Here is a 25,856-nt window from a genome sequence, read left to right as displayed (position 1 = left end):
TGGGTTTGAGATTTCTTGCTGTCCTTACCTTTACCCATTGTGCTCACCTCCACGCCTAGTATGCCCCAAGAACACTGTAAAATTTAATAGTAGTAATTACTATCAGATATTGATTATCGGGAGCAACTGTTTTATCATCATAGACGAGAATACTTATAAGAATCGATGAAAGGTTGGTCGTGAGCTATGCGAATCATAACTGATCTATTGTTTACTGATGAACAACAGGATAGCATCCTCGCTCAAGCGAGAGAAATTGCTAGTGAAGAGAACGTCCATGAACCTCAAGCTGTTCGGGTTTTTCAAGAAAAGGGAGAACTATGCCTGCAAGTTTTAGGTCAAAATCCGATTACCCGGGTTCGGCGAATTACGGGATATCTAAGCACTACAGATCGCTTCAATGATGCCAAGTTAGCTGAACTCGCCAATCGTACACCCCATATGGGACAAGGTTCTTGTTCCTGTGACGGCGAGTTAGATGCCGTAGATTTGCTTTGTAAGCAAAAAAAGACTACTGATGATTTGTCCCAGGAAGAGAAACAGAGCGTATTGGCTGATTTCAGCAAAGCGGTGTAGGAACGAACATAGCCATACAGAGAGATACAGTGCGTTAGATAAGTACCCCTATTTTTGGGGGTGCTTTCTTTTTTCTCTTGTTCGGTAAATTATTTGATTACTCAAGGAAAGTATTAATTTTTTAGACATTTTTCATCGTATAATAAATGTAGAAGGGTGGGGGGAGGCGGAGAAAATGAAAACACGAGTTGTCGTCTATGAACTCCAACTGGAAGGCAGTGAAAAGCTAAAAGATGGCGTAAAGGAGTTTCTGGACGAACAAAGGAACGAAGGTGCAGTTCAAGTCATTATCAACCGGATCGAATCATTCGGGAAAAAACAGTTTGTTATCGAAGCCGAGGTCAGCTTCTTTTCTAACTGAACTGCCTTTGAACTACCAATGAACCACCTGAGAATAGAGACATATGTAAAACCTCGCCGATTGGCGGGGTTCTGTTTTTTATCCGGTTGACAAACAATGCTATAAGGATCCTTGTCGTCTGGTTGATTTAAATTAAAAGGCGTATAATATAATGTACTAACTATATAAAGTTGTATTGTTTACTTTTCCCATGCTTTTTCACCAGTAATCATCACAGGACCGAAAGGAAGCGACGATATGGAGAAAATAGGGCCTACCCAAGCACAAGCAGATGCGTTACTACGGGAGTTTAATAAAAATGACAGCCTCATCAAGCACGCTTATGCTGTTGAGGCTGTCATGAGACATTTTGCAGAGCTTTTCAACGAAAGCGAGCCAGATAAGTGGGCCATCATAGGGTTGTTGCACGATATAGATTATGAGATGTACCCTGAGCAGCATTGTGTGAAGGCGAAGGAAATTTTATCGGCAAACGATTACCCCGAAGATTATATTCACGCTGTCCAAAGCCACGGATGGGGTATCTGTGTCGATGTTGAACCGATTGAGAAAATGGAAAAAGTACTCTATACGATCGACGAACTGACGGGATTGATCGCTGCCACGGCGATGCTTCGTCCGAACAAGAGTGTCCTTGACTTGGAAGTTAAGTCAGTGAAAAAGAAGTGGAAGCAAAAAAGCTTTGCCGCCGGTGTGAATCGCGAGGTCATCGAAAAGGGTGCCCAAATGCTGGGTATGGACCTGGAGACCGTCATCGGAGAGACGATCAAAGGGATGCAAGCGGTTGCCGATAGGATCGGCTTAAAAGGAGATATGTGAGATGAATGGAGATTCGCCTGTTGTTCCAGTAGAGGTGGCGAAAGGGCAAGTGCGTCAGATGGGCATGATGATGGCGTCGCTCTACCGTCATTTGGCCCAATCCATTGTCGATGAATTAGGAGAAGAGCGCGGAAAAGAGGTCCTTGTTCGTGCGATCGAAAACTACGGCGCCGAGCGAGGGGAGAAGCAGCGACAACGAGTGCTTGCTGCCGGACATGCTCATGAACCACAGAACTACGGCAAAGTGCCTGACTTACCGTCGTACGGGTGGGATGTAGAATCAGTGGAAGGGGAAGATCCGACTCACATTCGCATAACCTATTGTCCCTTTGCCGCTGAATGGCGAGACCATGGCTTTGAAAAGCTAGGTCGTTTGTACTGTGCCATCGACCAGGTAAAGTATGAAGCATTCCACCCCGATAGCGACTTGGTCCATCTCAAAAATGTTCTTGATGGGGATCATTTTTGTGAGATGCGCTGCCGGCGGAAAGAAAAACCGTAGGAGACAGAAGGCAGGGATTTACATGCGTCTTTTCACGGCGATTCTATTTCCTAGCGAAGCGATTACCGAACTGGGACGAATTCAGCAGTCGATTGAAAAGAGAGTCCAAAAAGCCCGTATGGTGCCCTCATCGAATCTTCACCTGACCCTGCAGTTTCTCGGCGAGGTAACCCCAGATAAGCTCCCTTCGATCAAAGCCACATTAAGGGAAGCTGGTGAAGCATCTGTACCTTTTTCCTTGCGTTGGGAACAGAGGCTAGGCCATTTTGGGCCCCTTCAGGCGATGAGAGTCTTATGGCTGGGTTTGCAGGAGGAGCGGGCGGGGCTAAGGCAACTCCAGAGCCAAGTTGCACGGAAGTTGACCGCAGTCGGGTTCCCACCTGAACAGAGACGTTACGAACCTCACGTTACACTTGCTCGAGACGTTATCTGGAGAGAACCGGAGAACTGGCAGAGTATTTCTGTTCCTTTGATTGCACCTTTTACGGTGACCGAATTAGTTCTTATGGATAGCCGCATCGAGCGGGGGAAAGCGCCTGTCTATGAGAAGTTGGACTCATATCCACTTTGTGGGGAACCTTAAGTTCACTTTTTAAGGTAAGAAGAGCCTCAAAACAGCGTCAGTTGCGTGATTGGTTCGGCCATTTCCGGTCGATCCTCTCGGGATGAGTTCACCATCGTCGATACTTCAACCATCTCCATCTCGCCGGCGGGGAAGGGCCCCCATAGGTTGGAAAAGGGATAGTCTTTCGGCAGCCCCGGATCCAGCCAGATTGGGCATTTTTCTATGGGCAGTATGACAGGCATTCGGTCGTGGACGGATGAGACCAACTCATTCGGTTTTGTGGTGATAATCGTACAAGAGTGGATGGTTTCACCAGTAGGTGACCACCATGAAGACCAGAGTCCGGCAAAGGCAAAGACGTTCCGACTTTGAAGGGAAAAATGATAAGGGATTTTGCTTTTACCGGCTTGTCTCCACTCGTAGAAACCATCTGCCGGGATGAGACAGCGCTGTGACAAGAGCAAGTCTTTAAAGGCGGGCTTTTCACGAAGCGTTTCCGCTCTGGCATTGATCATGCTATAACCGATACGGATATCCTTGGCCCAGCGCGGCAGGAGACCCCAATGAGCCATTCTCACTGTGGGACCCTTTTCCTGAACGATCATCAGGATGTCTTGACCGGGTGAGACATTGAATCGTGGAGTAAACTCCTGCGCTGTCGCAGAAGGAACACCGAGGACCTCTAACAACTCTGCCGGGCTGACGGTGAGGGTGAAACGGCCGCACATGGAGCATCATCCTTTCTTGACGATCCAAGCTTAAACCAGTGGGAATTTGACGAGTAAAAACGCGAATATAACCTCCTGACTCGCCCTATGATGGGAAAGGGAGGTTGTTTTCAATGGATTGGAAAGAGCAATTAGTAAAAAAACATAACGGTTTTCAGGAAGAGCAAAACAACATTGAAAATGCGGTTAGGGATTTGATTAACGAGCTCAAAGAAGAAGATATATCATTGACGGCTATCCCTTCTGGGGATTACTGGACCTTCCAAATCAAACACGCTAAAGTGAGTATCTCGATGAAAGAAATTCGAGAAGAAAGAAAGTCAAATGTAAGTCTGAAAGATGTCATTGGAAAAATGATAACCGAAAAAATAAAGTTTATAAATCTATAGAATATTTTTAAGGTCACGCTGGGCTTTTGCTCAGCTTTTTTGTGTTTTAAAACCATTTCCAAGCTGGGTACTTGTCCGAATTGCAATACAACTGTTTGGGACTTATGCCCTAGTATTTTATTGGATAGAATGGGGCCGAAAGTAGGTGAGCTTCTGTATCAGGAGGTCTTCCGATGGAACCGAAACTAATTGAGTTGAAGAACGGTCCAGAAGATAGGTTTAAAAAAGAATTAGAACTGCGAAAGAACCAATATTATGCGACTCTATACCGGTTAGCCTATTTGACGATTTGGACAGAGGAGGAACCGTCAAGTGAGGTGTTTGAAAAGGAATATCGCAGATCCTTCTGGCGGTTGATGGAGATAGAATCTGATTTGGAAAGCGTAGGTGTTTTGTTTACAGAAAACCCCCGTTCCTTAGAGTGAGAACGGGGGTTTGGCGTTTTTAGGTTACGGGACATGTTCATGGGGGGATCCCGCGTTTTCACCGAAAGTTACAAGCTTTCCAATTTTGACTTTGAATCACCTAGACTTCTCCATATGTACATTACAGATAAAATGTCGCCTGTATCCACTCTGCTTGCTTCTTCTGTCGGGTTACCAATGAATTCGACAACAGGGGTTGCTGGGGATAACGATGACGAAGGAATATTTGAACTCGATTTCTCCTCACTGCCACCAAAGACCCCGATACACATGATAAAGACGAAGAACCCACCTACGCCAACGATTATCTTTTTGACCCATCTCCATCGAAGAGCAGACCCGCAATGGGGACAGTTTTTCTCCTCCTTAGCAATGTCTCGGTGGCATATCTTACAAGAAGTTAGTCCTTTTAATACCATAGTCATCATCTCCTTAAAATCCATTCAGTGAATTTGCTGTTATCTAGTGTTTACTTGCTTAAAGAATAATTTCGATTTATTCCCTTTACTCCTTTAGCGTCATCTCCTTAGTCGCTGCTTTTGCCTCATCCATGGCAGCGCAAGTGCTTTTGACCGACCTAGCCAAGGGCAAGTTTTTATATTTTTCCAAATGAGGATTCATTTCCATTTATATGCCCCACAGGTTAGATTGATATCTATAGAAGGTGTCATATACGCGGGAAGTCGACACCATCGATATCACGACAACTACGCTAAAGGTCAGTCTCGACAATGAGCTTTCGCCGATTTCAAGACTAGATTTCAGCCAGCTAAATTTCACGCGTATGTTAAAGACCCAGAATATAATAAGCAAAGTGAGGATGGGGATAGCGGAGGGAAGGATAATGCTGGTTTTTGTTAAAGAGATTGAGGATGGTTACGAAAAGGTAAAAAATGAGGAGAGCCGGTAAAGACTCTCAAAAAATATCTTGCAGGGTGCAAAAATTGATGTAAAATATAACGCATAGCTTTTGCATGTTTTTGACCTCAACGCTGACCCCAACCCCTATTCAGTTCTTGTACATCGAAAAATTACCCGTCAGCCTAAACCGTTGATACGCAAGGGTTTTGAGGGTTACAAGGAATTTTTCTTACAACAAAATATGCTCATCCAGAGAGGTGGAGGGAAAGGGCCCGATGAAACCCGGCAACCCGTCTTCTCGTCGGCAAGGACAGGAGACATGGTGCCAATTCCTTCAGGACGTTTTGTCCTGGCAGATGAGAGGTGGAAAGAAAGTACCCCTGCGTCTGTGCAGAGGTTTTTTTGTTTTCATGGATAAGCAAGGTTGATGAAAAGGCGGTTGAAGAATGAGTAACAAGTCGCCATACAGCCCAGGGACCGGAACATACGGGGAAGTGATCACCCAACCCCGGATCTTTACTTTCGGGCAACCCCCTAATGAATTTGTGCTGGAGTCGGGACAGCGGCTTGGGCCGATTGATATCGTCTATGAAACTTACGGCACCTTAAACGCCGACCGATCCAACGCGATCCTCATCGTCCATGCATTGACCATGGACCACCACGCGGCGGGAAAAAACGCTCCCGCTGACAAAGCTCCCGGCTGGTGGGACGACCTCATCGGCCCTGGGAAGCCCTTTGATACGAACCGATTTTATATGATCTGTTCTAACGTATTGGGCGGCTGCCGGGGAACAACGGGTCCGACCAGCCTTAATCCTACTACGGGAAAGCCTTTTGGAATGGATTTTCCCGTCTACACCATCAAGGACATGGTCCGGGTGCAACGTGAATTGATACGCCATTTGGGCATCGATCATCTCCTACTGGTCGCGGGTGGATCGATGGGTGGGATGCAGGTCTTGGAATGGGGCGTAACATTTCCGGAGATGATGGACGGACTCATGCCGATCGCTACATCAGGACGTATGACCGCCCAGAATATTGCCTTTAACGAGATTATGCGCCAGACGATCATGCTCGATCCTGCCTGGAATCGGGGTGACTACTACCCAGGAACCGGACCAGCGGCGGGTCTCAGCATTGCCCGTATGCTGGGTATGGTCACCTATCGGAGTGATGAATTGTTCACGGCCCGATTTGGGCGGCGCATGACGAACCATTACCCGGAAGCTTACTATAACTTTGAAAACCGCTTTGAGATTGAAAGCTATCTCCATTATCAAGGAGAAAAGCTAGTTGAACGCTTTGATGCGAACACCTATATCCTCTTATGTAAGGCGATGGATCTCCACGATATCGGCCGAGGTCATGGCGGTTATGAAGCCGCTTTAGCGTCGATCCAAGCCCAAACATACTTCATCGGAGTAGACTCGGACTGGCTCTATCCGCCTCTGTACATGGTAGAGATGGCCGAAATCATGAAAAAAGCAAAGGGTCAAGCGGAATACTGGGAGTTGAAAAGCCCTCACGGTCATGATGCCTTCTTGATTGAATTTGAAAAGATGCGTCCTGTAGTGGCATCCTATGTTCAGGAGCTGGCGCGTAAAAGAGGACTTTAACCTATCTAGTTTTTCTAGGCTCGAAACACGCGCCGGGATGGTAAATAGTATTGAGAAATGACGCCCTTTTTGGGGCGTTATTTTTTGGTAAATTTTTTCCAAATATCGTACTATCTACGAGGTTCGGATAATATTCTATTTTAAAGAAGATAAATCGTACTGGGGGGGTGGCAGCGATAAAGGTCAATATCCTGCTCCCACTGTTGAATATGGCCTTTTTCTTTGCATGGGGGCACGTCATCTGGTGGAAGGGGAAGCTCGAGTGGATCGCTGGTTCTGCTGAGGCCAAGGATCGGGCGGGACTCGCCCGTTGGGTGGGGCTGCATTTTCTCACCATGAGCGCTGCCTCTTTGGCTATTGCCGTGGCAGGATTATGGATTCCCGATCGCTACGGAATGGCCTATTTCTTCGGATACTTGCTCGTTATCGGGTTGTGGTTGCATTGGGTAGGTTCCGGCGCCCGAAAGTTCTGAGCTAAAGGGACCAATTCCTCGGAAAACCTTCTTGACAAGTCACAGAGTTTAGATTATACATATTTGAGTAACCATTGTTTAATTAAAATCTAATCACTGAAAGTTTTCGAGAAATTATGATTTCCTGTGATTTCATGGATTGACATCCCTTTTTGCGGTTGCTAGTATATTCAATAATATGTGAAAATAACGATGATAGGGAATAGTAAGTGTTCTTGCTGGAATCAGAGAATCGCTGGATGGTGTGAAGCGGTCGATGCAGAAACTGAACTCTCCCTTGAGTTGCCGACCGAACTCGCGTGACGACAGTAGGCTCGGACGGAGACTTCCACCGTTACAAGGAAGGGGATATCGGAACGAATCTAGTTCCCGTATCCTATGGAGTGAACGGCATAACTGTGTCGTTAATTTGAGTGGTACCACGGAGGCAACCCCCTTCGTCTCATTTCGTTGAGGCGAAGGGGGTTTTTTGTTTAATTATGCTATGGTCGGATGAAGGAGTGAAGACCCTTGACGGAATTGCTGAAGATCACCATCGGGGACCTGCTGGATGAGAAGGCCGATCTTTACCCTGACAAAGACGCCCTTGTGTACACCGACTACCGCAATCTCCGGCTGAGCTATAGCCAGTTTCGGGAGAAAGCAAACCAGGTCGCCAAGGGTCTCATGGCCTTAGGGATTGATAAAGGTGAGCATATCGCGATCTGGGCGACAAACTACCCCGAATGGATTGAAACGCAGTTCGGCAGCGCCAAAATGGGGGCGGTTTTGGTCACCGTCAACACGAACTATCGGTCCTTTGAATTGGAGTACCTGCTGCGCCAATCTGATTCGACGACCCTGCTGTTGATCGAGGGCTTTCGGGAGAATAACTTTGTCGAAACCGTATATGAACTGTTCCCGGGATTGAAAGACGTTGAACCGGGAAAGTTTCATTGTTCCTGGATGCCCAAATTAAAAAACGTCATCTTCATCGGCCGTAATCCTGAGGAAAAACACCCCGGTATGTTCAGTTGGCAAGACCTGCTGAACATGGGCGAGAGCATCTCCGATGAGGCCTTGGCCGATCGACAACGATCTTTGCATTATGATGACGTCATCAACATGCAATATACCTCAGGTACGACAGGCTTTCCCAAAGGTGTTATGCTCACTCACTACAATATCATCAATAACGCGAATATGGTCTCAGACTGCCAGCGCTGGACCGCTGATGACCGGCTCTGCTTCCCGGTCCCGCTCTTTCACTGCTTTGGTTGTGTGATGAGTACGCTCGCTTGTGTCACCAAGGGGGCGACGATGGTTCCTTTAGAATACTTTTCGGCTCAGGCTGTTTTGGAGGCGATTGAACGCGAAAAGTGCACCGCCCTCTATGGCGTTCCAACCATGTTCATCGCTGAACTGGATCATCCTGACTTTGACAAGTATGATCTCTCATCGCTGCGCACGGGCATCATGGCGGGCTCACCTTGTCCCATCGAGGTCATGCGCAAAGTGGTCAATCGGATGGGCATCCGGGAAATTACCATCGCTTATGGACAGACAGAGTCTGCACCGGTGCTCACCCAGACGACCCCGGAAGACAGTTTAGAGCGTCGGGTCTGTACGGTGGGTAGGCAACTTCCCCATGTGGAAGTGAAAATCGTCCAACCGGATACAGGTCTGGAAGTTCCCAGAGGGGTACAGGGCGAACTGTGGGCCCGAGGCTTTGGTGTTATGAAGGGGTATTACAAAAACGAAGAAGCCACGGCTGCAGCCATCGACGATGAAGGCTGGCTCCACACGGGGGACTTGGCGACGATGGACGAGCAAGGCTATTGTCGCATCACAGGCCGCGCGAAAGATATGATCATCCGAGGCGGAGAAAACATCTACCCTCGCGAAGTGGAGGAATTCCTCTACACCCATCCGAAAGTAAAAGATGTACAAATCATCGGCGTGCCTGACCCTAAGTATGGAGAAGAAGCCTTAGCCTGCGTCATCGTGAAAGAAAACGAGACAGTGACCGAAGAAGAGCTCCGCACGTACTGCCGAGGAAAAATCGCTCGCTACAAGATTCCGAAGTATTTCCGGTTCGTCGACAGTTTTCCGATGACCGCTTCTGGGAAGATTCAGAAGTTTAAGCTGCAGGAGACCTATATCCGTGAACTCGGATTGGAGGATGCGGCAAATATAGAGACGGCATAACCTATTGTATTGTTGAACATTCTTTCGTAAGTTTCGACATTTTTCTCGGGCCTTTTTCCTTAATATTAGGGAAAAGGCCTTTTTCATCGAGCTATAAGGCATTGCCGAGCAGTTAATCCGATAATGCCTGGTAATTGGCTAACGAGATAGCGTTCATGCTTGGGGAGCACCGTTTCTACGAAATAGCATAAGGTAGTATGAGATAAACAAAGGGGAGTAGCTGCCGGAAAACCGGACATAAGATCGATATACTGGCCAAAGGCCCGGCTTAGCCAGGCGGATGCTTTGGAAGCGAGACCTTGTGTTCAACCTGCAGTATCTTCGATCGCGTAAGATGCTGTTTGCTGATCCAAGATCTCGCTTTCCGTATTTTACGAAAAGAAAAACGGCGGCATTCTATATGCCTCCGATTCGCAATAATGATATATGATTAATGGTTTGATTAAACCAGGTTCAAGAAGTAGGCTCCTTGGGCCACGATAAAACAGACGACTCCAGCGAGCACGGTGTTCATGACGGCTGAAAGGATGGGCCAGCGCCAGGTCCCTGTTTCTTTGCGCATCGTCAGCAGCGTCGTCCCACAAGGAAAGTGAAGCAGAGAGAAGAGCATGACGTTTACGGCTGTCAGCCAGGTCCAGCCGTGGCTGGTGAACAGTTGAGCCAGTTCTTCGATGCTGTCTAACTCGATCAGGCTGCCTCCGGCTAAATAGCTCATGATCAAGATGGGCAGGACGATCTCATTGGCCGGCAATCCCAGGATGAATGCGAGCAGGATATACCCATCCATACCTAATGCCACGCCGAGTGGATGGAGATAACCGGCCATCACGGCCAGAATGCTCTGTTCACCGATAGAGATATTGGCCAGCAGCCAGATGATGCCGCCGGCAGGTGCGGCGACGATGACGGCCCGCCACAGTACGAAAAGGGTACGGTCAAAGATCGAGGTAACGATGATTCGGCTGATTTGAGGTCGGCGCAGGGGCGGCATTTCTAAGGTAAATGATGATGGCTGCCCTTTCAACAGGGTTTTAGACAGAGCCCAGGAGACGAAAAGGGTGACAGCGACGCCGCCGACGACGAGTGACGATACGACCGGTGCGGCCATACCAGTGCCCCAGGTTACCCCAAGGAATCCGCCTGTCAGGATCGAAGCGATGGCAATGAGGGTGGGGAAGCGGCCGTTGCAGGGAACAAAGTTGTTCGTTAAGGCGGCGATCAGCTTTTCCCGCGGTGAATCGATAATCCGGCAGGCGACGACACCGGCTGCGTTACAGCCAAAGCCCATACTCATGGTGAGCGCTTGTTTTCCGTGGGCTCCCGCCAAACGGAACAGGCGGTCTAAGTTGAAGGCGACCCTTGGCAGGTATCCCAAGTCTTCGAGCATTGTAAAGAGCGGGAAAAAGATCGCCATCGGCGGCAGCATAACGGACACGACCCAAGCCAAACTGCGGTAGACTCCTTCCACCAGAAAACCATGAAGCCAGGCGGGAGAGCCGGCAGCAAGGAACAAGGCTGACAATCGATCCTGCCCCCAAAAGAGCCCATCGGCGATGATGGCCGAAGGAACATTGGCTCCTTCAATGGTGAGCCAGAAGATGACGCTCAGCACTCCCAGCATAATCGGGTAGCCAAGCCAGCGGGAGGTGAGCAGATCATCGACCCACCGGTCCCACTTGCGTCCCTTTTGGGAATCGACATGAACCGTTTCCTGGGCGATGAGTTCCGCCTGCCGGTAAATGTTTTCTACCATCCGGTCCGCCAGTTTAGAGTCCATTTGCTGGCGGGCTTCCTGAGCGAGCGAGTGAAAGGGTGTCATTGTGGACATAGGGCCATGTCTCCTTCTTGCCAGAGCTCTCCCCGTTGGGTGTACCGGGTCAGGCTTTGTAAGAACGATTCATCTCCATCGAGTAGACGCATCGCCACCCAGTAGGGGTTAAGGTTTAACCCATAGAGCAGAGGCCTCACTTTGGGCAGCAATTGCTGTACCACTTCATCTACTTCTGGATCATAGACGACGGAAATCGGCTTTGTTTCTTCGTATCCATGGGCAATCTGGAAGACTTTTTCTTTCAATTCATCTAAGCCGGCGCCGGTGCGGGCTGTTGTTCCCACGACAGGGACACCTAGTTTCCGTGATAAGGTGTCCAAATCGACATGGATTCCTTTACTTTTGGCTTCATCCATTAAATTGACAGAGAGAACAGCCTTTGGTGTGATTTCTAAAACTTGCAAGACGAGATTCAAATTACGGGCTAAACAGGTGGCATCGACGACGACGATCGTGGCGTCCGGTTGACCAAAACAGATAAAGTCGCGGGCCACCTCCTCATCGAGGGAGTTCGACAGCAAGGAGTAAGTCCCCGGCAAGTCGACAAGGATGAAATTCCGTCCTCGATGCTGAAAGTTACCTTGTGCTTGTGTAACCGTTTTCCCAGGCCAGTTGCCTGTATGCTGCCGCAGTCCTGTCAAGGTGTTGAAAATGGTACTTTTCCCGACATTGGGGTTGCCCGCTAAGGCGATGACTAGGTCATTCTCTGAATTTTTATGAACGTTGTATTGTGTTCGTAGAGAACGGGCTTTCGTTATCCCGCAAGCAGTGCAAGTATGGCAGACATCTCCCATTGAAAACACCTCTTTTTATTGATTCTCCACGATGATACGGGAGGCTTCTTCTTTACGCAGGCCGATGACAGATCCCCGGATGCGATACGCCGTCGGATCGCCTAAAGGGCTCCGGCGAAGCACTTCCACTACTGTACCGGGGATGAGTCCCATGTCAAGGATGCGGCGACGTGAAAAACCGTCGAGCATAAGGGTTACGACCCGGGCCTTATGGCCGACAGGCATCTGAGAAAGAGGCAGAGCACTGTTCATGATGTTCCTCCTTATCCAAGCCTCCCGGTGCAGTGTTGGCAGCCAGCAGGCCCTTTTGTTGGTGATAACAGGATCGGCAAAGGCCGCTTTCAATTTTATCCCATTCCGCCGATCTCCTCGGGGTGGAGCAGCCGGTCATAAGCCTGAATGAAAATGTAGATTTCTTGACGGGCCTGGTAAATGCTGCGAACCGTTACCCTCCCCTAAGGGTTTTAGCTCGCTATAACATATGGGGATATATATCAGAGGTGCTTGTCAGCGAGCATCTTTTCAACGGGCGAAAATAAACTGAAGTAAAAGGTTTTTCTTGTGAGGGAAGGGAGGTGGATCTCTTGTCAGGCGATGAGTTCTATACCTTTCGAGAATACATGAAAAAAGAAGAGACCTCCCTGACGGCGTCCATGGAAGATTATTTAGAGATGATTTACCGGCTTTGCCAGGACCAACAAGGTTTCACTCGGATCAACGACCTCGCCGCCGCTTTAAATGTGCAGCCGCCGTCGGCCACGAAAATGGTACAAAAGCTTTCAGAGGCCGGTTGGGTGAACTACGAGCGCTATGGAATTATCGTGCTCAGTGAGAAAGGTCGGGAAGCGGGACGATTTTTGATTAAGCGCCATAATATGATTGAAGATTTTTTGCGGACGATCGGCCTGCCTGACGATGTCCTGCAGGAAACGGAAAAGATTGAACATACGGTCAGTGAGAAGACACTAGCCTGTCTCGCTGATTTCTTGCATTTTTTCAAAGCCCGCCCGGAGATTCTTCGGGAGTATGAGGAGTATCGTAGAAAAAAGTATCCCTGTAGTTCGGCCTAAATCAGAGTCATAAAATGAAGAGGACGAAACACAGGCTGTTCGGAGTAAAGCCTGTGTTTCGTCCTGCTCTTTATCGTCTTTTTTAAAATTTGAGAATGGCAACATTAGCGATAAAAATTACCCGGAGTGGTTTTTAGTCTGTATCTCTTTCCCTTTTCTCATCAGGTACGGCGGGGTAAAGGGGAGTCGGGAGAACTCCCATATTGGAACGGACCACCATATCGATATGAGCCTTTGGGAGCTGAGCGGCTGATTCCATAAATTCTCTGCGATCATCATCGGAAGTCAAAGGTTTTTCCTCGTCCTTCATTTCATCACCTCCAGCTTTAGTATGAGACGATAGACGACAAAAAAAGACCCGCCTCTTTATAAGAGAGACGGGTCTTTCTAATCATTCTCTATTTTATAATTCTAGTGCTTCCCGGTAAGTTTCACGGGCATATTCGTAACCCGTAAATCAATAAGTCTCGTTCAACGCCGTCCAGTTCGGCCACTTTGGGAAGATGACCCCACTGTTGAAAGCCATAGGCTTGGAAAAGTTGAACACTAGGTTGGTTGTGGGCGAAGATAAAACCCAATAAGGTGCGCAGTCCTAACCGGGGAGCTTCCTCCATCGCTTGTTGGATGAGGTAACGGCCGAACCCATGCCGGCGGTACCTTTCGTCGATATAGATGCTCAACTCCGCTGTAGCGCTGTAGGCGGGACGTCCATAAAAGGGTTGGAAACTGAGCCAACCAGCGATGGTCTCCTCTTTTTCAACGACCCAGAGGGGATGCTTATGGGGGCCATGTTCATGGAACCACTGGAGACGGCTCTCTAGGGAAACGGGCTCTGTATCAGCCGTGACCATCCGTCCAGGTACGGTAGAATTGTAAATCTCGATAATCGCAGGAAGATCAGAGATCAAAGCATCACGATGCTGCAACAGGGTTGGCCTCCCAGTAAGAACGTTTCGTCATGAAGTGAATTAGGCATCTTTTTTCGTGTCGAGCTCTTGTAAGGTTGACTTGACGTCGGAAGTAGCTTTTTTAAACTCATTGATGGACTTACCGAGGCTGCGGCCTAGTTCGGGCAGTTTGCCAGGACCAAAGACGATAAGTGCAACGAAAAGGATGAGCAACATTTCGGGTACACCGATATTGAACATTTTTCATACCCCCCTAGTATTTCGGCCGGTTCTGTTTCTTCATATATTCCTATAAGCTTACAGCCTTCACCGGAAATTTTCACATCTAAGGCAAGAATAGTTTTTGGATAGACATTTGTCAACGAAAAAAAGATGGGGCTTTTGTCACATGGGGATAGAGACGATAATTCAAGGCCGGTTCAGGGAAGCCTAAGTCAGACACAAAGGCAACAGTTGCGATGAATTATCAAAGAACGGTATACTGAATGTAATGACCCCTTTGCCAAGGGGTTGCTTTCTTTTTGGGGGATGGGAAATGTATCGCCGTGAAAAAGATGCTATTGGGGAGAAGGAAATTCCCAATAAAGCCTATTATGGAATTCATACGGCCAGAGCGGCCGAAAATTTTCATGTCTCCGGACAGTCAGTCCATCCTGAATTGATCAAAGCGATGGCCTTGGTGAAACAAGCGGCCGCAGAGACGAACTTACAACTCGGTTTTCTCGATGAACGCCGGGGCAATGGGATCATCCAGGCTGCCGCTGAAGTGGCCGAAGGGGAATGGACCGATCAGTTTATCGTTGACGCCTTACAGGGCGGTGCCGGCACGTCTACCAATATGAATCTGAATGAGGTTATCGCCAATCGGGCTATCGAGATTCTCGGGGGTGAGAAAGGCGATTACGATCTGGTTCACCCGCTGAATCATGTCAACATGTCACAGTCGACGAACGACGTCTACCCGACAGCCCTGCGTATCGCTGCGATCCGGTTGCTCACTCCCTTGTCGGAAATGTGTGCGACCTTGCAGGGAGCGCTACAGGAAAAGGAGTCCCAATTCGCTGGTGTCTTAAAAGTAGGGCGGACAGAACTGCAAGATGCCGTACCGGTGACGTTAGGACAAGAGTTTTCTGCCTGGGCCGAAGCGATCGCTCGAGATCGCTGGCGCTTATATAAAATGGAAGAGCGCCTGCGGCAAGTCAACTTAGGCGGAACTGCTGTCGGTACCGGTGTTAACGCTGACCGCCGTTATATATACATGGTCATCGAACGTCTTCGTGCCTTGACAGGCCTAGGGCTGGCTCGAAATGAGAATATGATTGACGGGACACAAAATGCTGATGTTTTTGTAGAAACTTCAGGCCTGCTCAAAGCCCATGCGGTAACCTTAGCGAAGCTATCATCGGACTTACGTCTGCTTGCTTCTGGTCCACGAGCGGGACTCGGGGAAATTCGACTCCCGCCGTTACAGGCCGGGTCGTCCATTATGCCGGGAAAAGTCAATCCGGTCATGCCGGAGATGGTCAATCAAGTCGCCTATCAGGTGATGGCCCATGATTTGGCCATCACCTTGGCAGCCCAGGCAGGACAACTGGAACTGAACGCCTTCCTGCCGATGGTGGCTTTCAACCTACTGCCTGCTATGAAGATGCTGACCCGAGCCTTGAAGCTTCTGGTGGAACGATGCATCCGAGGTATTGAAGCGGATGAAAACCGTTGTCTCGAATATTTACATCATAGCGTAAGTCTGATTACGGCGTTGGCTCCGTTGCTAGGTTATGATCGTGCTGCTTCCCTGGCAAAAAAAGCCCTCGCCGAAAACCGTCCTGTACGAGAGGTGGTCCTCGAATCGGGAGTCTTTGAAGCGGAAGAATTGGAACGGTTGCTTCGGGCTGCCGAGCTGTGCCGGCCAGGTGTAGTCGGAAATCGGAAAAATCAAGGGAGAAAGGACGGAACAAAATAATGAATGAAACGCCGCGAGCGAATCGGCTTCACATCGCAATTTTCGGGCGCCGCAATGCCGGAAAGTCGAGCTTAATCAACGCCCTGACCAACCAGGACATCGCCGTCGTCTCTGATGTACCGGGGACGACGACCGATCCAGTCTATAAAGCCATGGAACTGCTGCCCTTAGGACCAGTCGTATTTATCGATACCGCTGGCATCGATGATGAGGGAGAACTCGGAGCCTTGCGGGTTCAGCGTTCCATTGATGTGCTCAACAAAGCGGACATGGTTTTGCTGGTCATGGATAGCGGAACTGGTATCAGTGAATATGAAATGGATTTGGCCCGCCGTTGCCGCGAGAAAAAATTACCGCTGCTGGTCGTACTCAACAAAGCGGATGCTCATCCAGTACCCACGTCTTTTCTGGAAGAGGTTATAACTCGTCTTGAGACCGACCCTGTTCTTGTCAGTGCAAAAACGCACCAGGGAATTGGTGATTTAAAGATCGCCATCGTCCGAAACGCACCGTCTCAGTGGGATGATCAGACTTTGGTAGGCGATCTGGTCAGAGAGGGAGATACTGTCGTACTGGTGGTACCTGTCGATTTGGCCGCTCCGAAAGGAAGGCTCATCTTGCCGCAGGTTCAAACCATCCGGGACATCCTAGATCATGACGCTATGGCTTATGTCGTCAAGGAGCGAGAGCTGAAAGCGTCCATCAGTACCCTGAATAAAAAGCCCGACTTAGTCATCACCGATTCTCAAGCTTTTTTGAAGGCCGATGCCGACACGCCACTCGATGTGCCCCTCACATCATTCTCGATTCTTTTCGCCCGCAATAAAGGAGACTTGGCGACGCTTGTCGCCGGTGCCAAAGCTATCGACGAGCTTAAACCGGGAGACAAGGTGCTGCTCGCTGAGGCTTGCTCCCATCACCGCATGGAAGATGATATCGGCAAAGTGAAAATCCCTCGCTGGCTCCGACAAAGCGTAGGCGGTGATCTCGATTTTCAATGGTGCAGCGGTCCCCGCTTTCCTGAGAACATAGAAGAATTCAAGCTGATCGTTCACTGCGGTGCCTGTACGATCAACCGTAGGGAAATGTTGTCACGAATCATGCGGGCTCAGGAAGCAGGGGTACCGATCGTCAATTATGGCGTTTGTATCGCTCACATTCATGGCATCTTACAGCGAGCTTTGTCACCGTTTCCGGAACTACAAGAAGTGCTAAAGGATAATTGATTTACAAATATTTACACCTTATAATTCTTATAAGGTTAATTTTGCTTGGATAGACGTAAAAGGGGGGATGCTTGTGAACCAAGACCGTCTAGAAAGATTAGAGACCTTAATGGTTGATCTTATCCGAATTGTTGGTAATACAAATACGATGGTAGCTGATATGCAAAAAGATCTGTTTGATGTAAAGAAAGAAGTTTTTGACATCAGAAAAGAGGTTTCCGACGTTAAGAAAGAGCTTTCTGACACTAAGAAAGAGGTCTCTGACGTTAAGAAAGAAGTTTCTGACGTTAAGAAAGAGGTTTCTGACGTCAAAAAAGAACTTTCTGACCTCAAGGTAGATGTAAAAAGGGAATTTTCCCAGGTCAAAATAGATGTCTCCGCTGTTAATAACGAAGTTTCGAACATAAAGAAGGATCTTTTTGTTTTAAAGAAAGAAATGTCTGATATGGGAGAAAATGTTGGTAGAGTGCAGAACGAAACAAAAGAAATAAAACAGGAGATAAATCGACTAGCAGAAAATTATGGTCGTTTAGTTCGGATTAGCGAAAGACTGTCTATTCGGTCCATTGAGCAAGAAATCCAGTTGGAGGATGTAAGGCGAGCAAGATAGTGGGAAAGTATTCCTAGACCGCACTCCTTTACTCGGGAGATAGCGGTTTTTTTATTCTAAAATGCAACACTAAAGGTAAACTTATGCGAAAGTCGGCTTTTTCTTTACATGTAGGACTTTTGAGGTGAAGGTCGAAGTCCTTAACTTACAAAAGGAGTGGAGCTCACTTGGCTAGAATCGTGCCGATTACCTTGCCTACACCGTACCAGATCGGGGACGTCAACGTATACTTTGTGGAAGACGAACGACCCATGCTGATCGATGCAGGGCCGCCCGACGAAGGAGCCCGAACTATACTGAGGGAGAAACTTAAGGCTTTAGGCTATGAATTTCGAGATCTCAAGGGGATCGTTGTCACCCATTTTCATCCCGACCATTTTGGACTGGCTCAGGTCATCGCCGCCGAAGCCGGTATTCCCATACATATGCACCCATTGGAACTCTACTTACAGCGAACGAGAAGTGAAAAAGCACAAAAAGTCTTCTGTGGCTGGGATCTTCCTGCCACATGGGATTCGCGAAGAATTGATCCGAGTCGATGGATTCCATCATCCTACCGACCCTTTGGAGTCACCTTTACTCCTGTCGATGATGATGAAATGATCAGCACTGGAGAAATGAACTTTGAGATTCATTTCTCCCCAGGTCATTCACTCGGCCATGTGGTGCTCCGGGAAAAGGGAACAGGCTGGCTTTTTTCCGGCGACACGCTCATGCAAAAAGTGGTGCCTAATCCTTTTATCTATCATGTGGAAGGGGAACGGGTGCCTACACTGCCTATCTATCTGGAAAGCCTTCATAAACTGAGAGGTCTAAGAGTAGATAAAGTATTTCCTGCCCATGGTGAGCCCTTTGAGGACTTACCCGCTGTCGTCGATGCCATTTGCGAACATTTCCTACAAAAAACAGTGGACGTCTACGAAATATTAAGGGACATCGGCGAGGGGTCGCTGCTGCAGATCTCCCAACAGCTTTACCCGCTGCATATCGACCGGGAAGCCTATATGGTGATGAGTAAAACATTAGGCTGTTTGGACATGTTGAGGCAAATCAACGTCGTCCATTCCGCTGGCGACCATTATACACTTTTTTCAGCGAAGAACAGTGACCCCGGCAATAAGGGAATACAGGAGCAACTAAAGGACCTTATTTTGCCCAAGTGATCAATTGGATTCGACGTCATTTGACTATATAATGTTTGTTGTTCTGCTTACCAGTCAAAAATGATTGAAGTGAAATGAAACAGAAATTCGTGATCCACGAAACAGATCGGGAGGCACTTCATGGTTATCGTTTCATCAGAGGAACAGGCCCAGCAAAGCGAATCCGCTTATGAGCGGGTCTGCCGATATCTCGATGCTTTTCAACTCGGTTTAAAACCGATGCTCTTTGATGTTTCCACCTCCAGCTCCCTTCTAGCTGCTCAGGCTGTCGGTGTAGAAGTGGGAGCTATCGCCAAAACTATTTGCTTCCAAATCAAAGAAGAACCGGTTCTCGTTGTCACCAGCGGCGATGTCCGGGTCAACATAAAAAAACTGAAAGTCGTAGCTGGCGGCAAACCCAAATTCGTCGACCCTGACAAAGCCATGCAATATACAGGCTATCCCGTCGGCGGTGTGTGCCCCTTCGCCCTTCCATCACCGATGCGTATCTTCATCGACGAAAGTTTACGCCGTTTTCCTGTCGTCTACATCGCCGCTGGCACCGCTAATTCAGCTTTGCCGATCACCGTAGACCAGTTGGCGACCATCACGGGCGGGGAAGAAGTAGACCTTACAGAGTATATCGATGGGTAACTTTCCAGGTAACGCCATTAAAATGTTCTAAGGTGGTGACCACCCTGCCCCAGTCATTTGTGCACCTACACGTCCATACTGAGTACAGCTTGCTCGACGGGGCAGCCCGCATCGGCAAGCTGGTGGAACGGGCCGTCGAACTGAATATGCCGGCCTTAGCCATCACCGATCACGGGGTCATGTATGGTGTGATCGACTTTTATAAAAAGTGTAAAGCCAAAGGGATCAAACCCATCATCGGCTGTGAAGTCTATGTAGCTTCCCGGACGATGTTCGATCGGGATCCCCAAAAAGACAGCGAACAGAGCCACCTGGTCCTGTTGGCGAAGGATCAAGAAGGATACCGCAACCTGATGACCCTAGTCTCCCAAGCTTTTCTGGAAGGCTTCTATTATAAACCCAGGGTCGACCATGAACGGCTGGCTAAGCACAGCAAGGGGCTGATTGCCCTCAGTGCTTGTCTAGCCGGAGAAATTCCTCGACTGCTGCTCGACAGCCAGGAGGCCGCGGCGAGGGAGCGGGCCGGTATGTACCGGGACATCTTTGGGCACGATAATTATTTCATCGAACTGCAGGATCATGACATCCCGGAACAGAAGCGGGCGAATAAAAACCTCATTCAACTCGCCTCAGACTTAAACTTAGGTCTGGTGGCCACCAATGACGTTCATTATGTGGAACGTCAGGATGCCCATATTCAGGATGTGCTCATGTGCATCCAAATGGGTAAAACGCTGCAGGACACGGACCGGATGCGTTTCGACGGGGCTGAGTTCTATCTGAAAAGTGCCAGAGAAATGGCTGCCCTGTTCGGTGAGTATCCATCTGCGCTCAACAACACCTTGTCCATCGCTGAAGCGTGCAACGTCGAATTTAACTTCGGCGCTCATCACCTGCCGGCCTTTCCGATTCCCGAAGATCCGGCTTTTCGCCGCTGGCAGCTGGAAAACACTGCCTCTCCCTGGCCGGGGGCGCCATGGGGGGAGACCGAACAATACCTCGTTTTTCTTTGCAAAAAAGGAATGGCCTGGCGCGGTATCGCTGAGAGACACCATTATCGACAGCGCTTAGCCTTTGAACTGCAGACCATCTGCCGCATGGGTTTTGCCGGCTACTTTTTGATCGTACAAGACTTCTGCAGATTTGCCCGCGATCATGGTATCCTCGTCGGTCCAGGCCGCGGCTCTGCTGCAGGCAGTCTCGTCTCTTACGTTCTCGGGATCACCGATATCGATCCCATCGAATATAATCTGCTTTTTGAACGATTCCTGAACCCCGAGCGGGTCAGCATGCCCGATATTGATATCGACTTCGACTTCGTGCGGCGCGGTGAAGTCATCGACTATGTGGTGCAAAAATACGGGTCTAATCGGGTCGCCCAGATCATCACCTTTGGAACGATGGCTGCTCGGGCGGCCATCCGAGACGTAGGCCGGGCTCTAAACCTTCCGCTGGCTGATGTGGACAAGGTGGCTAAAGCGATCCCGACAGAACTAGGGATGACGATCGACAAAGCTCTCGAAATGAGTCCAGAGCTACAGGCTTTGCGGGAAGATCCGCGCATCGATAACCTGATCTCCACGGCCCAGGCGATCGAAGGTATGCCCCGCCACGCTTCCACACACGCTGCCGGCGTGGTGATCGCTCCGGCGCCGTTGAACGAGTACCTGCCGGTCACGCGAGGTACTGAAAACGGCGTCACCACTCAGTTCGCGAAAGACACCGTCGAAGAAATCGGTTTGCTCAAGATGGACCTATTGGGACTGAAGACGCTCACCCTCATCGGCGACGTCTTGGATAAGATCAAAAAGTCCCAAGGCAAGGAGATCCTGCTCAAAGACCTGCCATTAGATGATCCGAAAGCCTATCAACTGCTCAGCCGGGCCGACAGCCTCGGCGTCTTCCAGTTAGAAAGCTCCGGTCTCCGGGCGATTTTGCGGGACTTAAAACCAAACAGCTTTGACGATATCGTCGCATTAGTCGCCCTCTACCGTCCCGGTCCTTTACAGTCGGGCATGGTGGAAGATTTTATCCGCCGTAAGCACGGGCAGACGACCGTCGAATATCTTCACCCGAACCTAGAACCGATCTTAAAAGACACCTACGGCGTCATTCTTTACCAAGAGCAGGTCATGCGCATCGCCAGCGACTTAGCCGGTTTCACCTTGGGGGAAGCCGATATGTTGCGGCGGGCCATGGGGAAGAAAAAACCGGAAGTCATCGCTGGACTCCGGCAACAGTTTGTCGAAGGCGCTGTCGCTCATCAGGTGTCTGAGAAAACGGCAGGTCAAATTTTCGATCTCATAGAGTTTTTTGCCGGGTACGGCTTCAACAAGAGCCACTCGGCTGCCTACGCCTTGATCGCCTACCAAACAGCCTTTCTTAAAGCGAACTACCCCGTCGAGTTTATGGCTGGCCTGTTGACGAGTGTCGCTGATCAGACGGAAAAAGTGGCCCAGTATATCGATGAATGCCAGCGCATGCACATTCGCGTCTTGCCGCCCGATGTGAACGCTTCAGAAACGGATTTCTCGGTCGTCGCCGATAACGAGACAAAGGCCCTGCAGATCCGCTTCGGTCTCGCTGCCGTGAAAAACGTAGGCCGCGGCGCCATTGAGTCCATCTTACTGGCCCGGGAAACGGGAGGGCGATTTACATCCCTTGATGACTTCTGCACTCGTGTCGACAGCCGGCAAGTAAACCGACGCGTATTGGAAAGCCTAATCAAGGCTGGTGCGATGAGTTCCCTTGGCACGCGGCGCCCCTTGCTCCAGATTTTGGACAAGTGCCTTGAGGTGGCTGCCCGCCGTCAGCGGGATTTAGCGACGGGACAGATGAACCTTTTCGAATTCGGTGGAGAAGATGCCGGTGAACCGGGGCAAGGGCAGGGAGGAGCCGAAACAGCGGTGCCTCTTCCCGAGGTGGCCGACTTTCCCCACCGGGACATCTTGACGATGGAAAAGGAACTTTTAGGACTCTACTTCAGCGGTCACCCGCTGGAAGAAGTTCGTCCTTTTCTCGAACAGCGCATCTCCATGCCGATCGCCCAGATCCAGCCGGACATGGATCAGCAAAAAGTGATCCTTGCCGGAGTCATTCACTCGTTACGGCGAACCACGACGAAACGTGGGGAACTGATGGCCTATTTCACTTTGGAAGATTGGGGCGGAAGTGTGGACATTCTCCTGTTCCCACGAGCCTATGAACGGTTTACCGATAAAATTCGTGATGATAGCATCGTACTTTTAGAAGGAAAAATTCATTACGAAGAAGAAAATAAAAAAATCTTCTGTGAGCGGCTGACACCAGTCAATCCAGAAGAAGCTTCTGCGGCGGCAAGTCAAGGCGACAGCATCCCCTTTGTCCAAGCTGCTCAAAAGGCGTCCGAGCAGATCAGCGCGACGGCAGAACCCCAAAAGGCCACATTGAGCCCGAGACAAGTCATCCTAAAAGTACCCATCCCTTCCACCGAAAAGGCCTCTATACAGGTGATGCTCCAAATTTTACAGAAATACCGGGGAAACACTCCAGTTCAAGTCTGTTTTTTATCGGATCGGCGAGCTTTTATACTCGATCCCTGTTACAATGTGCAGCCAACAGCCAGTCTGCACGAAGAATTACAGCGGTTTTTTGGATGTCCAGTCATGTCGACTAAATGAGACAAGAAATCTAAGGTACAAAGTGGTTACTATTTGCATCATTCATCAAAATTGTGTTATCCTTATTTCGATATGGATCTCATTCGGCATGGACCAATCTGGCATCAACGTATCTTGACATACTCGTAGGGGAAGGTGTGTTCCCATGTTGGACAAGGAAATGGCAATCAGCGGCGATTACATCGTCATCAAAGCACTAGAAAACGGAGTAACCATCATCGGACTTACACGGGGGAAGGATACGAAATTCCATCACTCCGAAAAGCTGGACAAAGGCGAAGTCCTTTTTGCGCAGTTTACTGAACACACATCGGCTATAAAGATCCGTGGCCGTGCCAGTATCTTAACCAAACATGGAGAAATTGAAGCCGGAATCTAGCCGGAACGCAAGAGAGGTGAATCCCTTTGTGGACTGTTGTTTACATCGCACCCAATCGCACTACTGCCGAAATGCTAAAAAACGTGCTGACGAGTGAAGGACTCCTCGTCATGTTACGACCTGTTGGGGTGCCTCATCTTGGAGATTCCGGTTCGGTCGAGATCCTGGTGCCGGAATCGGAAGCCGAAGAAGCCCATGAGATTCTAAGCGGGGCATTGGGAGGATAATAGATACATCTCCCTGCGTTTTGCCCACAAACACCATCACGCCGCTGGCTGCTTTTCCAGCGTAGGAAGAAAACAACGATACCGTTCCAGTTTGCAAAAAAGGGGCGCGATGAAAGAAATGGATGGCTTGTGGGTCAAGTGCAAGCAGTGTCAACAGATCTTTTTAGTTAAAGAATTGGAAAAAAACCTGAAAGTTTGTAGATGTGGATACCATTATCGCATGACAGCGAAGGAACGTATTGATTCGCTGATCGACGAGGGTACTTTTATCGAATGGGATAAGGAGCTGGTCACGAAAGATCCGCTCCGCTTCCCTGGTTATGCCCAGAAAATTCAGAAGTGTCAGAGTGATACGTCAATGGCGGAAGCCATCATCACGGGACAAGGCGATATTCATGGTATCCCCGTGGCCATCGGTGCCATGGATTCCCGGTTTATCATGGCCTCCATGGGTGCCGTTGTCGGCGAGAAGATCGTTCGTGCCGCCGAAAAAGCCTTGGAAAAGGGCTGGCCCCTCATTCTCTTCTCCGCTTCTGGCGGAGCTCGCATGCAAGAAGGCGTATTGTCGCTCATGCAGATGGCTCGCACCAGTGCCGCATTGACTCGTCTTTCTGAGGCAGGACTGCCCTTTTTCTCCGTGCTGACCGATCCCACTACCGGTGGCGTGACGGCCAGCTTTGCCATGCTTGGCGACCTGATCATCGCCGAACCGGGAGCATTGATCGGCTTTACCGGTCCACGGGTTATCGAGCAGACGATCCGTCAGAAACTTCCCGCTGGATTCCAGCGTTCTGAATTTCTACAAAAACACGGTATGGTCGACATCATCATTGAACGTCCGAAGATGAAAGCGCAACTGGCTACACTGCTTTCATTGCATATGCCCATGGCTGGGGGGGTGAATAGCTAATGGCACTGCCGTTGGAATTTGAAAAACCTTTATTTGAACTAGAAACGAAAATCAACGAGCTTCGCACTTTCTCCCAGGAGAAAGGACTCGATTTCAGCAGCGAGATCGCAACACTGGAAATGAAGGCCGAAGAACTTCGCCAGAAAATTTACCGGGATCTGACACCTTGGCAGCAAGCCCAATTGGCTCGTCACCCTGATCGACCCAACACTGTCGAGTACATACGCCTCATGATTCAAGACTTCTTCGAATTAAAAGGCGATCGTCTCTACGGTGATGATCCGGCGATCCTTGGCGGGGTAGGCCGTTTTCAAGGCCGCCCGGTCACTGTCATCGGTCATGTTAAAGGAAAAGACACTAAAGAAAACATCTACCGTAACTTTGGCATGCCTCACCCCGAAGGCTACCGCAAAGCACTGCGTCTCATGCGGCAGGCGGCCAAGTTCAACCGGCCCATCTTCTGCTTCATCGATACGCCAGGCGCCTACTGTGGGATTGGCGCCGAAGAGCGGGGCCAAGCGGAAGCTATTGCCCGTAACCTCTTCGAGATGGCTGGATTCACTGTACCGATCATCTCTGTCATCATCGGTGAAGGTGGCAGCGGCGGCGCTTTGGCTCTCGGTGTGGCTGACCGGGTCATGATGATGGAACACGCTGTCTACTCGGTGGCATCTCCCGAATCGGCGGCATCGATCCTCTTCAAAGATGCCGGATTAGCGCCGACAGCCGCAGCAGCTATGGGGATTACGGCAGAACGGCTGAAAGAACTGCAACTGATCGACCGCATCGTTCCTGAGCCTTCCGGCGGCGCCCACAGAAACCCTGCTGGAACCGCAAAAGAACTGGCTGACGCTTTTGCTGCCGAACTGGAGCAACTGCTCTCCCTTTCCAAGGAAGAACTGGTTCAGAAGCGCTATGAAAAATACCGCAACTTAGGATTACACACCATCGAAACAGCGCAAGAAGCTTTTTAAG

At 49.5% G+C, this 25,856-nt stretch carries 28 protein-coding genes, 1 riboswitch and 1 other annotated feature; of the genes, 21 read left to right on the top strand and 7 right to left on the bottom strand.

Going from position 1 to position 25,856, the window contains the following annotated elements; all coding sequences use genetic code 11:
• Positions 1-186 precede the first annotated feature (186 nt).
• From GJ688_RS09105 to thpR, 5 genes are all read left to right on the top strand, one after another.
• Complete coding sequence (locus GJ688_RS09105) at positions 187-576, top strand: anaerobic ribonucleoside-triphosphate reductase (RefSeq protein WP_155476238.1); 390 nt, start codon at positions 187-189, stop codon at positions 574-576.
• Between the two features lie 175 nt (positions 577-751).
• Positions 752-937 (top strand): hypothetical protein, encoded by a 186-nt coding sequence (locus tag GJ688_RS09100; RefSeq protein ID WP_155476237.1) that lies wholly within the window; start codon positions 752-754, stop codon positions 935-937.
• A 237-nt stretch (positions 938-1,174) separates the two neighbouring features.
• The gene (locus tag GJ688_RS09095) at positions 1,175-1,756 is read left to right on the top strand and encodes an HD domain-containing protein (protein WP_155476236.1); all 582 of its coding nucleotides are present in this window, start codon (positions 1,175-1,177) and stop codon (positions 1,754-1,756) included.
• Position 1,757: 1 nt separating this feature from the next.
• Positions 1,758-2,258, top strand: coding sequence for an L-2-amino-thiazoline-4-carboxylic acid hydrolase (locus tag GJ688_RS09090; RefSeq protein WP_155476235.1), 501 nt, complete (start codon positions 1,758-1,760; stop codon positions 2,256-2,258).
• Between the two features lie 22 nt (positions 2,259-2,280).
• Positions 2,281-2,841, top strand: a complete 561-nt coding sequence (gene thpR / locus GJ688_RS09085; protein WP_170291821.1) for an RNA 2',3'-cyclic phosphodiesterase — start codon at positions 2,281-2,283, stop codon at positions 2,839-2,841.
• Positions 2,842-2,867: 26 nt separating this feature from the next.
• On the opposite strand, the gene GJ688_RS09080 is transcribed toward thpR, so the two are convergent.
• Positions 2,868-3,551: an SOS response-associated peptidase gene (locus GJ688_RS09080; protein WP_155476233.1), complete on the bottom strand. Its 684-nt coding sequence runs from the start codon at positions 3,549-3,551 to the stop codon at positions 2,868-2,870.
• A 113-nt stretch (positions 3,552-3,664) separates the two neighbouring features.
• On the opposite strand from GJ688_RS09080, the gene GJ688_RS09075 reads away from it, so the two are divergent.
• The 5 genes from GJ688_RS09075 to GJ688_RS09055 all read left to right on the top strand — a co-directional run bounded on the left by GJ688_RS09075 (position 3,665) and on the right by GJ688_RS09055 (position 9,508).
• The gene (locus GJ688_RS09075) at positions 3,665-3,940 is read left to right on the top strand and encodes a hypothetical protein (RefSeq protein WP_155476232.1); all 276 of its coding nucleotides are present in this window, start codon (positions 3,665-3,667) and stop codon (positions 3,938-3,940) included.
• 173 nt (positions 3,941-4,113) lie between these two features.
• A complete protein-coding gene (locus GJ688_RS09070) occupies positions 4,114-4,365 on the top strand; it encodes a hypothetical protein (RefSeq protein ID WP_155476231.1) in 252 nt (83 codons plus the stop codon).
• Between the two features lie 1,103 nt (positions 4,366-5,468).
• Positions 5,469-5,589, top strand: a riboswitch (SAM riboswitch).
• Between the two features lie 83 nt (positions 5,590-5,672).
• On the top strand, positions 5,673-6,848 hold the full coding sequence (gene metX, locus GJ688_RS09065; protein WP_155476230.1) for a homoserine O-acetyltransferase MetX: 1,176 nt from the start codon (positions 5,673-5,675) through the stop codon (positions 6,846-6,848).
• A gap of 167 nt (positions 6,849-7,015) precedes the next feature.
• Positions 7,016-7,321 (top strand): hypothetical protein, encoded by a 306-nt coding sequence (locus GJ688_RS09060; protein WP_155476229.1) that lies wholly within the window; start codon positions 7,016-7,018, stop codon positions 7,319-7,321.
• Positions 7,322-7,504: 183 nt separating this feature from the next.
• Positions 7,505-7,769, top strand: a binding site (T-box leader).
• A gap of 62 nt (positions 7,770-7,831) precedes the next feature.
• Positions 7,832-9,508, top strand: coding sequence for an AMP-binding protein (locus tag GJ688_RS09055; protein ID WP_207708787.1), 1,677 nt, complete (start codon positions 7,832-7,834; stop codon positions 9,506-9,508).
• Between the two features lie 442 nt (positions 9,509-9,950).
• Here the strand turns inward: GJ688_RS09055 and GJ688_RS09050 are convergent, their stop codons facing one another.
• From GJ688_RS09050 to GJ688_RS09040, 3 genes are read right to left on the bottom strand one after another with little or no spacing between them, the layout of a single operon-like run.
• The gene (locus GJ688_RS09050; RefSeq protein WP_155476228.1) at positions 9,951-11,336 is read right to left on the bottom strand and encodes a nucleoside recognition domain-containing protein; all 1,386 of its coding nucleotides are present in this window, start codon (positions 11,334-11,336) and stop codon (positions 9,951-9,953) included.
• A complete protein-coding gene (locus GJ688_RS09045) occupies positions 11,324-12,133 on the bottom strand; it encodes a FeoB small GTPase domain-containing protein (protein ID WP_155476227.1) in 810 nt (269 codons plus the stop codon). Before GJ688_RS09045 ends, GJ688_RS09050 begins: the two co-directional genes overlap by 13 nt.
• 15 nt (positions 12,134-12,148) lie before the next feature.
• Positions 12,149-12,385, bottom strand: coding sequence for a FeoA family protein (locus GJ688_RS09040; RefSeq protein ID WP_155476226.1), 237 nt, complete (start codon positions 12,383-12,385; stop codon positions 12,149-12,151).
• Positions 12,386-12,717: 332 nt separating this feature from the next.
• Between GJ688_RS09040 and mntR the strand changes: the two genes are divergently transcribed.
• A complete protein-coding gene (mntR, locus tag GJ688_RS09035; RefSeq protein ID WP_155476265.1) occupies positions 12,718-13,203 on the top strand; it encodes a transcriptional regulator MntR in 486 nt (161 codons plus the stop codon).
• 133 nt (positions 13,204-13,336) lie between these two features.
• On the opposite strand, the gene GJ688_RS09030 is transcribed toward mntR, so the two are convergent.
• The 3 genes from GJ688_RS09030 to tatA all read right to left on the bottom strand — a co-directional run bounded on the left by GJ688_RS09030 (position 13,337) and on the right by tatA (position 14,351).
• The gene (locus GJ688_RS09030) at positions 13,337-13,513 is read right to left on the bottom strand and encodes a hypothetical protein (RefSeq protein ID WP_155476225.1); all 177 of its coding nucleotides are present in this window, start codon (positions 13,511-13,513) and stop codon (positions 13,337-13,339) included.
• Between the two features lie 121 nt (positions 13,514-13,634).
• Positions 13,635-14,129 (bottom strand): GNAT family N-acetyltransferase, encoded by a 495-nt coding sequence (locus GJ688_RS09025; RefSeq protein ID WP_155476224.1) that lies wholly within the window; start codon positions 14,127-14,129, stop codon positions 13,635-13,637.
• Between the two features lie 42 nt (positions 14,130-14,171).
• Positions 14,172-14,351: a twin-arginine translocase TatA/TatE family subunit gene (tatA, locus tag GJ688_RS09020; RefSeq protein WP_155476223.1), complete on the bottom strand. Its 180-nt coding sequence runs from the start codon at positions 14,349-14,351 to the stop codon at positions 14,172-14,174.
• A gap of 295 nt (positions 14,352-14,646) precedes the next feature.
• Between tatA and GJ688_RS09015 the strand changes: the two genes are divergently transcribed.
• The 10 genes from GJ688_RS09015 to accA all read left to right on the top strand — a co-directional run bounded on the left by GJ688_RS09015 (position 14,647) and on the right by accA (position 25,855).
• The gene (locus GJ688_RS09015) at positions 14,647-16,074 is read left to right on the top strand and encodes an aspartate ammonia-lyase (RefSeq protein ID WP_155476222.1); all 1,428 of its coding nucleotides are present in this window, start codon (positions 14,647-14,649) and stop codon (positions 16,072-16,074) included.
• Positions 16,074-17,300: a [FeFe] hydrogenase H-cluster maturation GTPase HydF gene (hydF, locus tag GJ688_RS09010; RefSeq protein WP_155476221.1), complete on the top strand. Its 1,227-nt coding sequence runs from the start codon at positions 16,074-16,076 to the stop codon at positions 17,298-17,300. The genes GJ688_RS09015 and hydF overlap by 1 nt, the downstream gene beginning before the upstream one ends.
• A 73-nt stretch (positions 17,301-17,373) precedes the next feature.
• On the top strand, positions 17,374-17,910 hold the full coding sequence (locus GJ688_RS09005) for a hypothetical protein (RefSeq protein ID WP_155476220.1): 537 nt from the start codon (positions 17,374-17,376) through the stop codon (positions 17,908-17,910).
• Between the two features lie 167 nt (positions 17,911-18,077).
• Positions 18,078-19,073 carry an MBL fold metallo-hydrolase gene (locus GJ688_RS09000; protein WP_155476219.1) on the top strand — a complete coding sequence of 332 codons (996 nt, stop codon included), beginning with the start codon at positions 18,078-18,080 and terminating at the stop codon, positions 19,071-19,073.
• Between the two features lie 120 nt (positions 19,074-19,193).
• Positions 19,194-19,706 carry a YbaK/EbsC family protein gene (locus tag GJ688_RS08995; RefSeq protein WP_155476218.1) on the top strand — a complete coding sequence of 171 codons (513 nt, stop codon included), beginning with the start codon at positions 19,194-19,196 and terminating at the stop codon, positions 19,704-19,706.
• 35 nt (positions 19,707-19,741) lie between these two features.
• The gene (locus tag GJ688_RS08990) at positions 19,742-23,365 is read left to right on the top strand and encodes a DNA polymerase III subunit alpha (protein ID WP_328597343.1); all 3,624 of its coding nucleotides are present in this window, start codon (positions 19,742-19,744) and stop codon (positions 23,363-23,365) included.
• A gap of 145 nt (positions 23,366-23,510) precedes the next feature.
• Entirely contained in the window at positions 23,511-23,744 is a 234-nt protein-coding gene (gene mtrB, locus GJ688_RS08985) for a trp RNA-binding attenuation protein MtrB (RefSeq protein WP_155476217.1), read from the top strand.
• A 26-nt stretch (positions 23,745-23,770) separates the two neighbouring features.
• Positions 23,771-23,971 (top strand): putative signal transducing protein, encoded by a 201-nt coding sequence (locus GJ688_RS08980; RefSeq protein WP_155476216.1) that lies wholly within the window; start codon positions 23,771-23,773, stop codon positions 23,969-23,971.
• 118 nt (positions 23,972-24,089) lie between these two features.
• Positions 24,090-24,881, top strand: a complete 792-nt coding sequence (gene accD, locus GJ688_RS08975; protein WP_407928947.1) for an acetyl-CoA carboxylase, carboxyltransferase subunit beta — start codon at positions 24,090-24,092, stop codon at positions 24,879-24,881.
• Complete coding sequence (accA, locus tag GJ688_RS08970) at positions 24,881-25,855, top strand: acetyl-CoA carboxylase carboxyl transferase subunit alpha (RefSeq protein WP_207708786.1); 975 nt, start codon at positions 24,881-24,883, stop codon at positions 25,853-25,855. The genes accD and accA overlap by 1 nt, the downstream gene beginning before the upstream one ends.
• Position 25,856: the final 1 nt, after the last annotated feature.

The sequence above is a fragment of the Heliobacterium mobile genome (assembly GCF_009720735.1).
Lineage (GTDB): Bacteria > Bacillota > Desulfitobacteriia > Heliobacteriales > Heliobacteriaceae > Heliobacterium > Heliobacterium mobile.
The sequence above is the reverse complement of the archived record's forward strand: the minus strand, read 5'-3'. Positions and strand labels throughout refer to the sequence as shown.